Source organism: Castellaniella sp. MT123 (genome assembly GCF_039614765.1).
GTDB lineage: Bacteria > Pseudomonadota > Gammaproteobacteria > Burkholderiales > Burkholderiaceae_B > Castellaniella.
Genome location: NZ_CP154879.1, coordinates 641,368 through 655,115, shown reverse-complemented (window position 1 = coordinate 655,115; position 13,748 = coordinate 641,368). Strand labels below are relative to the sequence as shown.

Here is a 13,748-nt window from a genome sequence, read left to right as displayed (position 1 = left end):
CAACATCCGGGGAGACGAATGAAGCGGAACAGAACACCAACGCGCGGCCTCCGATGGGGACCATTGCTGGCAGGGTGCCTGACTTTGTTGGCGTTGTCCACCGCACAGGCCGACGCGCTGCTGGATCAGGGCAAGCAGATCTACACCCAGGGCGTGTCTGGCACCCCCGCCTGTGTCACCTGTCATGGCGCACGGGGCGAAGGCTCGGCCGCCGCCAATTTCCCCTACCTGGCCGGCCAGGGTGGCGCCTATCTGGAGGAACAACTGAAGGCTCTGGCCGATGGCAGCCGCCAGAACCCGATCATGAAACCCATCGCCTCCGCGTTGTCCGAACCCCAGCGTCACGCGGTTGCCACCTATGCAGCGTCCCTGCCCCGCCCCTGGAACGCGGCACAATTGGCGGCCAAGGCCCAGACCTACCCCGACGGCAAGGACACCGGCGCCTGGCTGGCCAACCGGGGCGACTGGTCGAAGCAGGTGCCAGCCTGTACCCAGTGCCACGCGGCCGGCGGCATCGGGGTCGGCAGCCAGTTTCCGGCCATTGCCGGCCTGAGCAAGACCTACATCATCGAACAGTTCAATCTGTGGCGCCATGACCAGCGGCCCGCCGGGCCCGGTCAAGTGATGGGAAACATCGCCAAACGACTGGCGGAACCTCAGATCGAGGCCGTCGCCACCTATTTCGCCGGCCTGCCCCAGGCGGCGGTCCCCCAGGCATCCGGAGCCACACCATGAAACTGATCCCCTTCTGCATCTGGGCCGTCAGCGCATTGGCCTGCGGCTCGGCGCTGGCGCAGCAAGCCCAGCCGGCTCAACCTGCGGCGGCCAAGGCGGCAGGCGCCCCCCAGTTCACGCCACCGCCCGCCGACGCGATCCCAGAAGGGCCATTCGGCGATGCCGTGCGACGCGGCCAGGACATCTTCCTGCACACAGGGAAATTCGCTTCGCAATACGCGGGCAATTCCCTGAACTGCGCCAGTTGCCACATGGACGCTGGACGCCAGCCGGGTGCCTCGCCAATGTGGGCGGCCTATGTCCTGTATCCCGCCTACCGGGCCAAGAACGGCCACGTGAACACGTTGGCCGAACGCCTGCAGGGCTGCTTCCAGTTCAGCATGAACGGCAAGAGGCCGGCGGCCGACAGCCAGACGATCGTCGATCTGGAAAGCTATATGTACTGGATGGCCAAGGGCGCCCCCACCGGCGTCAAGCTGGCCGGACAGGGCTTTCCCGCACTGCCCAAGCCCGCCCAGGAACCGGATTACGTCCGCGGCCAGAAGGTATTCGAGCAGCACTGCACGCTGTGCCATGGCGCCCAGGGCCAGGGCCAGCACGATGCCACCGGCCGCATGGTCTTTCCGGCGCTGTGGGGTGATGATTCATTCAACTGGGGCGCGGGCATGCATTCCGTCAGCACGGCGGCGGCCTTCATACACGCCAACATGCCCCTGAGCCGTGGCGGCACCCTCACCGAACAGGAATCCTGGGATGTGGCCTACTACATGGACGGACACGACCGTCCCCAAGACCCCCGTTATGCGGGCGACCTGCAGGCCACGATCAAGGAACACCACGGCGGGAAGAACGACCTGTACGGCCGCGAGATCAACGGCAAGGTCCTGGGTGCGGACTCGCCCCCGGCAGGTGGGCGTCTGACCGGCCACGCACCCGCGAAATCCACGCAATAAGCGCGCATCAGGGTGGGGATTGGCCGGCCAGCTCCAGCCGATACCCCACCCCATACACGGAGCGGATCAGTTCGTCCCCCGGACGCACAGCCGCCAGCTTGCGGCGTAGATTTTTGACATGGCTGTCGACCGTGCGGTCCGTGACGATTCGGTGATCGTCATACAGCCCGTCCAGGACCTGATCCCGCGAGAAAATGCGCCCAGGCTGGCTGGCCAGCAGCGCCAACAGGCGAAACTCGACGGGCGTCAGATCGAGACTCACCCCATCCAGACAAGCCCGCCAGGCATCCGGTTCGATCCGTAAACCCTGCTTGGCATCGCGGGCCCGGCCGTTGCCTGAATCCCCTTCGACCCGACGCAGGACCGCGCGCACCCGGGCCACCACTTCACGGGGACTGTATGGCTTGCAGATGTAATCGTCCGCCCCCAGCTCCAAACCCAGCAGGCGGTCGATCTCCTCGGTCCGGGCGGTCACCATGATGACCGGGATCGCGGCATGGCCACGGATATCGCGGCAGACATCCAGTCCGTCGCGTCCGGGCAGCATCAGATCCAGCAGCACCAACGAGGGCTCCCATTCGCGCACCAGATCCATGACCTGCAAGCCATTGTCCACACAGCGCACCTCGTAACCCGCCGCTTCCAGATAGGTGCGCAGAACCTCGGCCAGCTTGGGTTCGTCTTCGACGACGAGAATCTTCATCAGGACTCCTTCCCCGGGACGGCAGGCCATGTGATGTGGATCGCCAGCCCACCCAGCGCGGATGGCGACGCCGCGATCCGCCCGCCATGCGCCTGCACGATGCGGCGGCAGATCGCCAGCCCCAAGCCGGCGCCGCCATGCTGGCGACTGCGCGAGGCCTCGGCCCGATACAGACGCTCGAACAGCCTGGGCAGGTGTTCCGCCCCGACACCGGGCGCGCTATCGGCAATTTCCAGTTCGATCGCGTCGCGTGTCCGGCAGGCCAGTATCTTTACCTGACCCGGGCTGTCGGTGTAGCGCAGACTGTTCTCCAGCAGATTGCTCATGAGCTGCAACAGCCGTTTCTCATCGCCTTGCAGCGCCAGGCCCGGTTCGATGCGCACATCGATCGACAAGCCGCCGCGCTGAAAACGATCCCGCACGGCATCGACCGCTTGCGCCACCAGGACACTCAGGTCCACTGGTTTCATGTGATAGTTCAGCGCACCCGCATCGGCCAGGGACAATTCGTAAAGGTCGTCGATCAGGTCGCTGAGCTGCTTGACCTCGTGGGCGAGCGACCCCAGCGCGCCCGCATCCAGTGGACGCAGCCCATCCTGCAGCGCCTCGATCTCGCCGCGCAACACGGAAAGCGGGGTTCGCAGCTCGTGCGATACATCCGCCATCAGTTCGCGACGCCATTGTTCATGGCGTTCCAGATTGTGCGCCAGCCGGTTGAAGTCCCGCGCCAATCGGCCCAGTTCGTCGGGCGTGCCCACACGCACCCGTGTCTGATAGTCGCCGCTGGCGAGCCGATGCGTGGCCCGGGCCATCCGCCGCACCGGCACAAGCAGGATCCGGGCCAGCAACAGGCTGACCACGGCAGCCAGCAGCACGGACAGCCCGACGATCACCCAGGTCGCGCGTAGCTGTCGGGCCTGGAACTGGCGGTCGATCTCGTCGTTGACGGCTCTGGACACGAGCGGCGGCGTCATGAGCCAGCCCACTGTTTGACCCTCGACCACGACTGGCACCCGCCGGATGTCGGCGCCAGGCCGCGCGCGCGGCCCCGCCAGCCAGTCGCCCTGCGCATCAACCAGGGTGACGCGCAGCGGCTGCGCCCCATGCGGGTGTTCACCGAGGGGCAGATCGCGCCGCGACAGACGCAGGCTGCGCCACCAGCGGTCCTGGCGGCCCGCCAGGAACTGCCAGCCCCCCGATTCCGCGTAATCGGACGCGAGCAACTGGGACAAGGTATCCAGGCGCTGATGCTCGCGTTCCTGGACATAGTCGTCGAAACCGCTGTCGAAGCTGTAGCGCACCGCCATGCCCATGGCCAGCGCCACCGCGAGGCACGTCGCCAGAATGGCCAGAAACAGCTTGAACGTGATGCTGGATCGCAATTGTCCTTCTCCAACCATGCTCTATGATGTCAGGCAGATGTCCTGTTCCCTGGCGCCCGCCCGCCGGATCACCGGACAAGCAACCGGCCTGCCAACGAGACATTCATGACGACATCTCCGGATGAATCCGATCCGATCATTGCCATTCGACAGCTCGGGAAGACCTATGCCTCGGGGCACCGCGCACTCGACGCGGTCGACCTGACGATCCGCGCAGGGGAAATTTTCGCCCTGCTGGGCCCCAACGGCGCCGGCAAGACGACACTCATCAGCATCGTCTGTGGCCTGGTCAACCCCACCAGCGGCACAGTCAGGGTCGCAGGTCACGATATCGTACGCGACTATCGGGCCGCCCGCTCCGCTATCGGGCTCGTGCCCCAGGAACTGACCACCGACGCCTTCGAAACCGTCTGGGACACCGTCAGTTTCACGCGGGGCCTGTTCGGCAAGGCGCCCGACCCCGCCGGCCTGGAACGCATCCTGCGCGCTCTGTCACTCTGGGACAAGCGCAACAGCAACCTCATCACGCTGTCGGGCGGGATGAAGCGCCGCGTCATGATCGCCAAGGCCCTGTCGCACGAACCGTCGATCCTGTTCCTGGACGAACCCACGGCGGGCGTGGACGTGGCGCTGCGCAAGGACATGTGGAATCTGGTGCGCTCGCTGCGAGCGACCGGAGTGACCGTCATCCTGACGACCCACTACATCGAGGAAGCCGAGGAAATGGCGGACCGGATCGGCATCATCAATCACGGCCGGCTGCTGCTGGTCGAGGAAAAGTCCCGCCTCATGCGCCAGCTGGGGCAGAAATTCCTGACCGTGCACCTGCGCGACCCCCTGCCGGGGCTGCCGCCCGGCCTTCAGGACTGGCCGCTGGAACTCGGCACGGACACGCGCCAGCTGCGCTACCGCTACGAATCGCCCCAGGCTGGCGAAGCGGTCCCCGCCCTGATGGCTGCGCTGCAGTCCAACGGGCTGACGGTGACCGACCTGGAAACCGAGCAGCGCTCGCTGGAAGACATCTTCGTCGACCTGATCGGGAGACCCGCATGAATCTGCGCGCCATCCAGGCCATCTATCGTTTCGAAATGGCGCGTACCCGGCGCACCCTGATGCAGAGCATCGTCGCGCCGGTGATCTCCACGTCGCTGTATTTCGTGGTGTTCGGCACCGCCATCGGGTCGCGCATCCAGCACGTGGGCGACGTCAGCTACGGGGCCTTCATCGTGCCGGGACTGATCATGCTGTCGTTGCTCACGCACAGCATCTCGAATTCGGCCTTCGGGATCTATTTCCCGAAATTCACAGGCACCATCTACGAGATCCTGTCCGCCCCCATCTCCTATGGGGAAATTCTCCTGGGCTATGTCGGCGCCGCCGCCACCAAATCCATCATCCTGGGCGTCATCATCCTGGCGACGGCTGCTTTGTTCGTACCGCTGCGGATCGACCATCCGCTGACCATGATCGTCTTCATGATCCTGACAGCCTTCACCTTCAGTCTGGCGGGCTTCATCATCGGCATCTGGGCCGACAATTTCGAAAAACTGCAGTTCGTGCCGCTGCTGATCGTCACCCCGCTGACTTTTCTGGGAGGCAGCTTCTATTCCATCGACATGCTGCCGCCCTTCTGGCAAAAAGTGACACTCTTCAACCCTGTGGTGTACCTGGTCAGCGGATTTCGCTGGAGTTTTTTCGGACTAGCCGACGTCAACGTCTGGCTGAGCCTGGCGGTGACCATGCTGTTCCTGGCGGTCTGCCTGGCCATCGTTGCCTGGATCTTCCGCACCGGGTACCGGCTGCGGCCGTAGGGGCCGCGCTGAGTGGACTTACTGGATGCGGTCCAGGGCCCGGGCCAGGGTATCCACTGTACGTTGAACGTTGTGCAGCTTGTCCAGCCCGAACAGGCCGATACGGAAGGTCTTGAATCCTTCCGGCTCGTCGCAGGCCAGCGGCACGCCGGCGGCGGCCTGCAGCCCGGCCTCGGCGAATTTCCGCGTGGACTGGATGCCGTCGTCGGTGGTGTAGCTGACCACCACGCCCGGAGCTTCGAAACCAGGTGCCGCGACGCTTTTGAAGCCGCGCTCGCGCAGCAGGGCGCGCACGGCATCCCCCAGCTGCTGTTGTTCGGCGCGCACCCGGTCGTAGCCATAAGAGTCGGTTTCGGCCATGACGTCCCGCAGCACGATCAGGGAATCGGTCGGCAGCGTCGTGTAGTATGCGTGGCCACCCTTTTCATAGGCTTCCATGATCCCCAGCCACTTGCGCAGGTCGCAGGCGAAGCTGGTGCTTTGCGTGGAGTCGATGCGCTGGCGGGCGGTCTCGCCCAGCATCACCAGGCCGCAGCAGGCCGAGGACGTCCAGCCTTTCTGGGGCGCCGAGATCAGCACATCCACATGCGTGTCGCGCATGTTCACCCAGATCGTGCCCGAGGCGATGCAGTCCAGCACGAACAGCCCGCCCACCGCATGCACGGCATCGGCGACCCGGCGGATGTAGTCATCGGGCAGCATGATGCCCGATGCCGTTTCCACGTGGGCCGCGAACACGACGTCCGGCTTGAATTCTTTCACGGCCGCGACGACCTCGTCGACGGGCGGCGGGGCGAAATACGGCTGATTGCCCGGTTCCACCGGGCGGGCCTTCAGCACGCGGGATTCGGACGGGATGTCGCCGGCCTCGAAGATCTGTGTCCAGCGATAGCTGAACCAGCCATTGCGAATCACCAGGCAGCGTTTGCCGGTGGCGAACTGGCGAGCCACGGCTTCCATGCCGAAAGTGCCGCTGCCCGGCACGACGATGGCCGAATGGGCGCCATACACCGATTTCAGCGTGCGCGAGATATCCCGCATGACGCCCTGAAACGACTGGGACATATGGTTCAGCGCGCGGTCGGTATAGACGACGGAATATTCCAGCAGACCCTCCGGGTCGACTTGGGGGAGCAATCCTGGCATGAGCTTCTCCGGTGTGAGGACGCCCCGATTGTAGTCCAGGGGCTGGACGCGATTGCGAACCGCCGCAAACGCCAGCCATGACCCCATGAATGGGGTCAGTCCCGCCGATCACTCTGACCGGCGACTCCCTATAATGTCATGCGCCCTGGTCCGTGACGGCCGGCGAACCATGACAATAAAAGATCCGAATCGCCTGCCCTGAAAAGGCCTCTCGCCTGTCCGGCAAGCCCCCGTCGAGGAGTAAGCATGGAGACCACCCTGACGTCCGACCCCCGGCCTGAAACCGGGGAGGACACCCAGGAACCGCTGCCGCCTTATCTGATCCGCCGCGAACCCGTGCTGGATCAGAATCGCGGCCTGCATGGCTATCGATTGAAGATCCTGTGGGCCACGGAGCCCCCCTCGAATCCCGATGCCGGCGCCGCGCTGATCGAATCCGCGCGCGCGCATGGAGTCAACAACTTTCTGGCCTATGCGCCGCACTGGATCGACGGCACCCCGGCCCTGCTGCACAACGTCTTTACGGCGACCCTGCCGCGTAACCGCTGCTACATCGAATTTCCCGAATCGCTCGAAATCACGCCGGAACTGATCCCGTCGCTGCAGGGGCTGGCGCATGGGGGCCTGAAGTTCTCCATGCGCGGCGACCTGGCCGCCCAGCCCGAGCGCAGCGCCCTGACACCCTTCTGCAAGGTGGTGTGCTTCGATCCGGGTTTCAGCACAAAGGCCGACATCTTCCGCCAGAGCTTCCAGCACAAGCAGGCAGGCCGCCTGCTGATGGCCGCCAACGTGCCCGACAAGGCATCCCTGGACAATTTCCTGTTGTTGGGTTTCACCCTATTCCAGGGACGATGGCCCTCCGATCTGGTGTCGGCCGCATCCCTCACACCCCGCCAGAAGACCCTGCTGCGCCTGATCACGCTCATCATGGGCGAGGGCGAAACGCCCGAAATCCAGGCCTGCCTGCAGCAGGATGCCGAGCTGGTCAAGACCCTGCTGGACATGGTCAATACCCCGGCCTACGGCCTGAGCCAGGAAGTCGAATCCCTGAACCAGGCCATCATGCTGCTGGGCCGGCGGCAACTGCAACGCTGGATCCAGGCCCTGATGTACACCGAATCCGGCCGTCCGGCTGGATACCTGTCGCCCACCCTGATCCAGGCCAGTGCCCGCGCCCGTCTGATGGAATCGCTGTCGGTGCTGCGTCACCCGGAACAGACCGTGCGCGCGGATGCCGCCTTCACCACCGGGATGCTGTCCATCATGGACCAGCTGTTCAGCAGTTCCATGGCCGACCTGATGTCCCAGGTGAGCGTGGACGTCCCCGTGCGCGAGGCGCTGCTGCGACGCGAAGGCGCGCTGGGGCCCGACCTGCGCCTGGCCACGTTGATCTTCCCGTCCGACCGTGACGTCGAAGAAAACCCGGCTCCATTGCTGCAGGCCCTGGGCGTCAGCGCGGAACAGCTCGATCCGCTGATCCAGCAGGCGTTCACCTGGGCGCACGGCATCACCCGCGCCGCACCATGACCGCGTCCAGCCTCGGCGGGCGGCTTGCCGGCTGGCTGCGGATCTCGCATGTGTCATCCGGCTTCATTGCCGTGCTGGTGGGATACACCAGTTCAGTCGCCATCGTTTTCCAGGCGGCCAGCGCAGCCGGCGCGCACGACGCCCAACTGGCTTCCTGGATGTGGGCCCTGGGACTTGGCATGGGGATCACCTGCATCGGCCTGTCGCTGGCCTGGCGCGCACCGGTATTGACCGCCTGGTCGACGCCCGGCGCCGCCCTGCTGGCCACCAGCCTCGGCGACATCGGCCTGGCCCAGTCCATCGGCGTCTTCATGGTCAGCTCCGCGCTGATCACCCTATGCGGCATCACCGGCTGGTTCCAGAAGATCATGGACTGGGTCCCGCGACACCTGGCGTCGGCCATGCTGGCGGGGATCCTGCTGCGCTTTGGCATGGATCTGTTCACCTCGATGCACGGGCGCCCGGCGCTGGTCATCGCCATGTTCGCCACGTTCCTGCTGGCTCGCCGCTTTCTGCCCCGCTACAGCGTGCCGCTGGCGCTACTGGCCGGCATCGTCTGCGCCAGCCTGCAAGGCGGGCTGCCCCTGGCCGGGCTGGACTGGACACCGGCTCACCCGGTCTGGATGGCGCCGTCGTTCTCGCTGTCCGCCATGATCGGGGTCGCGCTGCCGCTGTTCATTGTCACCATGACCTCGCAGAACGTTCCCGGCCTGGCGGTGCTGCGCGCCAACGGCTACGCGCGTGTGCCCGCTTCACCGCTGATTTCCTGGACGGGCGTCACCGGGATGATCCTGGCGCCCTTCGGCGGCTACGCCTACAACCTGGCGGCCATCACCGCGGCCATCTGCATGAGCCCGGATGCCGACCCGGACGCCCGGGAACGCTACAAGGCATCCGTCTGGGCAGGGGTGTTCTATCTGCTGACCGGCATTTTCGGGGCGACCGTCGTGGCGCTGTTCGCGGCGTTCCCCCACGAACTGGTCGCCGCCATCGCCGGCCTGGCCCTGCTGGGCACCCTGGGCACCAGCATCCATGAATCCCTGCAAGCCCCCGAACACCGGGACGCCGCCTTGGTCACTTTTCTGGCCACGGCATCCGGCATGAGCCTGCTCGGTATCGGCAGCGCCTTCTGGGGGCTGGTGCTGGGGGGCGTCTGCCACTTCGCCCTGCGGCGGAAGCACTCATGAAACAGCCCGGCGGTTTCCCGCCGGGCTTATCGGGTCATGTCGCGATTCCGGATTGGGGCACGGCCGTGAATCGAACGAGGATCACTGGCGCGTCGCGTACTGCTTCACCATGTTGCGGGCCGCCGCGTACAGATCGGCGCCCTTCCCGCCCTTCTTGTCGACCGCCTGGATCCACAGGTCGCGCACGCCCTGGGTCGCCTTGATCCAGTTCTGGTATTCGGCGTCATCCATGTAGTGGAACGTGCTGCCGTTCTCCTTGGATGTCTTCATGAACTCGGCTTCACGCTCATCGAAGACCGTGCGGCCAGCCCACGCGGACACATCGGCGCCGCTGTTGTCGTCGATCACCTTCTTCAGATCCGCAGGCAGGCTGTCGTAACGCGCCTGGTTCATCCCGAACAGGAAGATCGAATTGCCCATGCGCGGCTTGCCCTGGGGCACGTCAAGGTGGTAGCGGGAAATCTCGTCGAGCTTGATGGCCGGGACACCTTCCCAAGGAACAGCTGCGCCATCAACGACCCCCTTGGCCAGCGAATCCGGGACAGCCGGCAAAGGCATCTGCACCGGGACGGCGCCGATCGTATCCAGCATCTGAGAATTGACCCGATTGGCCGAGCGGATCTTCATGCCCTTCATGTCCGCCAAGGTCTTGGGCTGCTTGTTGACGAAATGCATCAGGGTGCCACTATGCGTGTGCATGAAGATCGGATGCACGCCCTTGTATTCGTCCAGGGCGTATTTCTGGGTGAACTCCCACAGGGCGCGGCTGCCCGATTCAGCATTTGGCACCAACCAGGGCAATTCGTAGACGGCGCTCTTGGTAAAGCGGCCCGCCGCGTAGGTCGGCAAGGTCCAGACGATATCGGCCACCCCGTCCTTGGCCTGATCAAACAGCTGCGCAGGCGTGCCGCCTAGCTGCATGGCCGGATAGATCTGGCAGACCAGTCGCTGATTCGACTCCTTGGCGATCTTGTCGCACCAGGGTTGGATCATGTTCACCTGGGCATTGGATGTGGACGGCAGAAAATGATGGACCCTGAGGACGATCTGCTCAGCGTGAGCGGCGGCGACCAGCATCAGGCTGGCGGCCATTCCCGTCAGCAGGCGCACTGTCGGTTTCAGAGGGTGTCGTTTCATTGAGTGTCTCCTTTTGATAAAACCCGCGTCAGCCCGGAAGCGGGAATTCCGGGGTGTCGATGATGGCCCGCGCGAAGTGGCGCGGGTCGTCGTGCCGAGATCATTGCCCCGAAGCGGCATGCTCCTTGATCATGTTGCGGGCTGCGGCCAGCAGTTCGGCGCCGTTACCACCCTTTGCATCGACCGTCTTGATCCAGTCCTTGCTGACGCCCTGAGTGGCCTCGACGAAGCGGCGGTATTCTGAATCCGGCATGTTGTAGAACCGATTACCGGCGGCCTTGGCCTGCTCCTTGAACTTGGGGATGATCTCGTCGAAACCGACCCGGCCGGCCCAGGCGGAGGCCTTCAGGCCGCTGTTGTCGTCGATGATTTTCTTCAGGTCGGCCGGCAGGCTGTCGTAGCGGGCCTGGTTCATGCCGAACAAGAAGATCGTGTTCGACAGACGGGGGGCGCCTTCGGGCACGTCGAAGTGATAGTTGGAGATCTCGGACAGCTTGATCGCCGGAGCGCTTTCCCAGGGGACGGTTACCCCGTCCACTACACCCTTGCTGAGTGCTTCGGGCACGGCCGGCATCGGCATCTGCACCGGCACGGCACCCAGCGCCTCGATAGTGCGGGAATTCGAACGCGTCGCCGCCCGAATCTTGAGTCCCTTCAGATCCTCCAGCGTCCTGGGTTGCTTGCTCGAAAAGTGGAACAGCGCCCCGTCATGCAGATGCATGAAGATCGGATGCACGCCCTTGAACTCGTCCATCGAATACTGATGGACGTATTCCCACAGCGCCTGGCTGCCGGCTTCGGCCTTCACCGCGATCCAGGGTAGCTCGAAGACCTCGCTCTTCACGAAGCGGCCCGCCGCGTAGGTCGGCACGGTCCAGACAATGTCGGCCACGCCGTCCTTGGCTTGGTCGAACAGTTGCGCGGGCGTGCCGCCCAGCTGCATCGCCGGGTAGATCTGGCAGACCATGCGCTGATTGGATTCCTGCGCGATCTTGTTGCACCACGGCTGGATCAGGTTCACCTGGGCGCTGGAAGTCGCCGGCAGGAAATGGGCTACACGCAGGACGACCTGATCGGCTGCCTGCGCCCCCGTGGCTACAGTCAGGCCCAGAGCCAGCGCCGCCAGGGCCTTGCCAAGACGTGATGTTGTCAAGTACTGCTGCGTCATGCTTGTCTCCTCGTGGATAAGTGGGAATTGCTTCTCTTTATGTGTAGTTGGTGCAACCTTGAACGCCGGGCCATGGTTCAGAGCGCCCCGAAGGTCTTTACCAGGACCAGGGAAATACTGGGGAACAGCATCAGGGCCGCGATGCGAATGAAGTCCGACGCCAGGAAAGGGATGACCCCCTTGAAGGTTTCCGTCAGCGGGACGTCCTTGGCCAGGCGGTTGATGATGTAGACGTTCATGCCGACGGGCGGGTGGACCAGACCGATCTCCACGACCATCAGGGCCAGGATCCCGAACCAGATCGACTTGTCGTCGTGGCCCATGCCATAGAAATCCAGCCCCATCACCATCGGATAGAAGATGGGAATCGTCAGCAGGATCATGGCCAGCGAATCCATCACACAGCCCAGAAAAATATAGACCAGCAGAATGGACACGATCACCAGGAAAGGCGACAGGCCGCTGTGCTGCACCCAGGAGGCCAGTTCCGCCGGCATCTGCGACAGGGCCAGGGACACGTTCAGCATGTCCGCTCCCAGCAGCACCAGATAGATCATGGCCGTGGCCTGCGCCGTGCCCAGGGCGCTCTCGAGCAGGCCTTTCCAGCGCAGGCCGCCCGACACCACCGCAATGATCCCGCAGGCCGCCGCCCCGATGGCTGCGGCTTCGGTGGGCGTCGCCCACCCCGCATAGATGCCCACGATGACGATGAAAAACACCGCCAGCACCGGCCCGACCTGGATCAGTGCCTTCAGGCGCTCCGACCAGGCTGTCCGTGCGCCGGCGGGCCCCATCTCTGGCTTGCGGCGCACGATGATCTGGATCACGATCATGTAGCCAATCATGGCTATCAGGCCCGGGATGACCGCCGCCATGAAGAGCTTGCCAATGGATTCCTGGGTCAGGATGGCGTAGATGATCAGCGGCACGGACGGCGGGATCATGATGCCCAGCGTCCCACCCGCAGCCAGCGTGCCGGTGGCCAGGCTGCCGGCATAGCCGTAGCGGCGCAGTTCCGGCAGCACGACCTGCCCCATGGTCGCGGCGGTGGCCAGGGAAGATCCGCAGATGGCGCCGAAACCAGCACAAGCGCCGACCGCGGCCATCGCCACGCCGCCTCGCCGATGGCCGATGAAGGCGCTGACGAACCGAAACAGGCTGCGGCTCAGGCCGCCGTGGGTGGCGAATTGCCCCATCAGCAGGAACAGCGGAATCACCACGAGGTCGTAATTCGACAGCCGGGCATAGGCCAGATTCTTCAGCGACGCCATGAGCGGCGCCCAGTTGCTGCCCGTCAGGTAGACATACCCCCCGGCCCCGACGACGAACATGGAGATCCCGATGGGAACGCGGACCACCATGAGGGTCAGCAGGACCGCAAACATGACGAAACCGATGGTGATGCCGCTCATGACCGAACCTCCGCGCGACGGGCCCACGATGCCTGCAGATGCAGGCCGCACATGTAAAAGCCGGCCAGCGCCAGCAGGACGAAACCCGGGACCATGCCCACCTGAGCCAGCCAAACGGGCCAGCCCAGGATGGCCGAGGTCTCGCCGGCGTCGAACAGCGACATGGCCCCGACCCAGCTGCGCCAGGCAATCAGGACGCCGAACAGCCCGACCAGCAGCGAGCCGAACGCGTCCAGCAGATGGACGGTTCCCGGCCGGGCGCGCGCGGTGAAAAAGTCGACCTTCACATCGCCGCCTTCCAGGTGGCAGTAGGCGAAGAAGGTAGCCGAGGCCGTTGCCGCCACCATCATCAGGACTTCCATGTCGCCCGGCACGGGCATGGCCAGCAGCTTGCGCCCGACGACGGAAATCAGGGATATGCCGACCAGCGCCACGAAGGCCAAGCCCCCCAGGGTTGCCAGGAATTTGGATAGCAGAAGCAGGGCCCGGCCATACGGACCGAACTGGGCCGGGAGTAGGACGGGCGGGACGTGAGCCTCGTCAGCCGAGGGTGTGTGCATGGTGTCTCCAGATGTCGGATGTCTTTT

13 protein-coding genes are annotated in these 13,748 nt (G+C 64.7%); 6 read left to right on the top strand and 7 right to left on the bottom strand.

Features of this window, described 5'->3' with window-relative positions; all coding sequences use genetic code 11:
• The first annotated feature begins 84 nt into the window (after nt 1–84).
• Together ABCV34_RS02940 and ABCV34_RS02935 are read left to right on the top strand one after the other, a co-directional pair.
• On the top strand, nt 85–735 hold the full coding sequence (locus ABCV34_RS02940) for a c-type cytochrome (RefSeq protein WP_345797763.1): 651 nt from the start codon (nt 85–87) through the stop codon (nt 733–735).
• Nucleotides 732–1,688 (top strand): c-type cytochrome, encoded by a 957-nt coding sequence (locus ABCV34_RS02935; protein ID WP_345797762.1) that lies wholly within the window; start codon nt 732–734, stop codon nt 1,686–1,688. The genes ABCV34_RS02940 and ABCV34_RS02935 overlap by 4 nt, the downstream gene beginning before the upstream one ends.
• 7 nt (nt 1,689–1,695) lie before the next feature.
• On the opposite strand, the gene ABCV34_RS02930 is transcribed toward ABCV34_RS02935, so the two are convergent.
• Nucleotides 1,696–2,391 carry a response regulator gene (locus ABCV34_RS02930; RefSeq protein ID WP_345797761.1) on the bottom strand — a complete coding sequence of 232 codons (696 nt, stop codon included), beginning with the start codon at nt 2,389–2,391 and terminating at the stop codon, nt 1,696–1,698.
• Nucleotides 2,391–3,773: a sensor histidine kinase efflux regulator BaeS gene (gene baeS, locus ABCV34_RS02925; protein WP_345797760.1), complete on the bottom strand. Its 1,383-nt coding sequence runs from the start codon at nt 3,771–3,773 to the stop codon at nt 2,391–2,393. The genes ABCV34_RS02930 and baeS overlap by 1 nt, the downstream gene beginning before the upstream one ends.
• A 105-nt stretch (nt 3,774–3,878) precedes the next feature.
• Here baeS and ABCV34_RS02920 point away from each other — a divergent pair, with 105 nt between their 5' ends.
• Both ABCV34_RS02920 and ABCV34_RS02915 read left to right on the top strand, forming a co-directional pair.
• On the top strand, nt 3,879–4,826 hold the full coding sequence (locus tag ABCV34_RS02920) for an ABC transporter ATP-binding protein (RefSeq protein WP_345797759.1): 948 nt from the start codon (nt 3,879–3,881) through the stop codon (nt 4,824–4,826).
• A complete protein-coding gene (locus ABCV34_RS02915) occupies nt 4,823–5,584 on the top strand; it encodes an ABC transporter permease (RefSeq protein ID WP_345797758.1) in 762 nt (253 codons plus the stop codon). The genes ABCV34_RS02920 and ABCV34_RS02915 overlap by 4 nt, the downstream gene beginning before the upstream one ends.
• Before the next feature lie 18 nt (nt 5,585–5,602).
• Here the strand turns inward: ABCV34_RS02915 and ABCV34_RS02910 are convergent, their stop codons facing one another.
• The gene (locus tag ABCV34_RS02910) at nt 5,603–6,730 is read right to left on the bottom strand and encodes an aminotransferase class V-fold PLP-dependent enzyme (protein WP_345797757.1); all 1,128 of its coding nucleotides are present in this window, start codon (nt 6,728–6,730) and stop codon (nt 5,603–5,605) included.
• 246 nt (nt 6,731–6,976) lie between these two features.
• Here ABCV34_RS02910 and ABCV34_RS02905 point away from each other — a divergent pair, with 246 nt between their 5' ends.
• Nucleotides 6,977–8,257 carry an HDOD domain-containing protein gene (locus ABCV34_RS02905; protein WP_345797756.1) on the top strand — a complete coding sequence of 427 codons (1,281 nt, stop codon included), beginning with the start codon at nt 6,977–6,979 and terminating at the stop codon, nt 8,255–8,257.
• Nucleotides 8,254–9,444 (top strand): benzoate/H(+) symporter BenE family transporter, encoded by a 1,191-nt coding sequence (locus ABCV34_RS02900; protein WP_345797755.1) that lies wholly within the window; start codon nt 8,254–8,256, stop codon nt 9,442–9,444. Before ABCV34_RS02905 ends, ABCV34_RS02900 begins: the two co-directional genes overlap by 4 nt.
• 81 nt (nt 9,445–9,525) lie before the next feature.
• Here the strand turns inward: ABCV34_RS02900 and ABCV34_RS02895 are convergent, their stop codons facing one another.
• The 4 genes from ABCV34_RS02895 to ABCV34_RS02880 all read right to left on the bottom strand — a co-directional run bounded on the left by ABCV34_RS02895 (nt 9,526) and on the right by ABCV34_RS02880 (nt 13,721).
• Nucleotides 9,526–10,581, bottom strand: coding sequence for a TRAP transporter substrate-binding protein (locus ABCV34_RS02895; protein ID WP_345797754.1), 1,056 nt, complete (start codon nt 10,579–10,581; stop codon nt 9,526–9,528).
• 100 nt (nt 10,582–10,681) lie between these two features.
• Nucleotides 10,682–11,749, bottom strand: a complete 1,068-nt coding sequence (locus ABCV34_RS02890; RefSeq protein WP_345797753.1) for a TRAP transporter substrate-binding protein — start codon at nt 11,747–11,749, stop codon at nt 10,682–10,684.
• A 77-nt stretch (nt 11,750–11,826) separates the two neighbouring features.
• Nucleotides 11,827–13,161 carry a TRAP transporter large permease gene (locus ABCV34_RS02885; RefSeq protein ID WP_345797752.1) on the bottom strand — a complete coding sequence of 445 codons (1,335 nt, stop codon included), beginning with the start codon at nt 13,159–13,161 and terminating at the stop codon, nt 11,827–11,829.
• Nucleotides 13,158–13,721 carry a TRAP transporter small permease gene (locus tag ABCV34_RS02880; RefSeq protein WP_345797751.1) on the bottom strand — a complete coding sequence of 188 codons (564 nt, stop codon included), beginning with the start codon at nt 13,719–13,721 and terminating at the stop codon, nt 13,158–13,160. Before ABCV34_RS02880 ends, ABCV34_RS02885 begins: the two co-directional genes overlap by 4 nt.
• Between the last annotated feature and the right edge of the window lie 27 nt (nt 13,722–13,748).

What these genes read in the sequence shown, in the direction of transcription:
- ABCV34_RS02890 (WP_345797753.1), bottom strand. Translation starts at nt 11,749, where the DNA reads ATGACGCAGCAGTACTTGACAACATCACGTCTTGGCAAGGCCCTGGCG.
- ABCV34_RS02905 (WP_345797756.1), top strand. Translation starts at nt 6,977, where the DNA reads ATGGAGACCACCCTGACGTCCGACCCCCGGCCTGAAACCGGGGAGGAC.
- ABCV34_RS02910 (WP_345797757.1), bottom strand. Translation starts at nt 6,730, where the DNA reads ATGCCAGGATTGCTCCCCCAAGTCGACCCGGAGGGTCTGCTGGAATAT.
- ABCV34_RS02930 (WP_345797761.1), bottom strand. Translation starts at nt 2,391, where the DNA reads ATGAAGATTCTCGTCGTCGAAGACGAACCCAAGCTGGCCGAGGTTCTG.
- ABCV34_RS02915 (WP_345797758.1), top strand. Translation starts at nt 4,823, where the DNA reads ATGAATCTGCGCGCCATCCAGGCCATCTATCGTTTCGAAATGGCGCGT.
- ABCV34_RS02885 (WP_345797752.1), bottom strand. Translation starts at nt 13,161, where the DNA reads ATGAGCGGCATCACCATCGGTTTCGTCATGTTTGCGGTCCTGCTGACC.
- ABCV34_RS02935 (WP_345797762.1), top strand. Translation starts at nt 732, where the DNA reads ATGAAACTGATCCCCTTCTGCATCTGGGCCGTCAGCGCATTGGCCTGC.
- ABCV34_RS02920 (WP_345797759.1), top strand. Translation starts at nt 3,879, where the DNA reads ATGACGACATCTCCGGATGAATCCGATCCGATCATTGCCATTCGACAG.
- ABCV34_RS02880 (WP_345797751.1), bottom strand. Translation starts at nt 13,721, where the DNA reads ATGCACACACCCTCGGCTGACGAGGCTCACGTCCCGCCCGTCCTACTC.
- ABCV34_RS02900 (WP_345797755.1), top strand. Translation starts at nt 8,254, where the DNA reads ATGACCGCGTCCAGCCTCGGCGGGCGGCTTGCCGGCTGGCTGCGGATC.
- ABCV34_RS02895 (WP_345797754.1), bottom strand. Translation starts at nt 10,581, where the DNA reads ATGAAACGACACCCTCTGAAACCGACAGTGCGCCTGCTGACGGGAATG.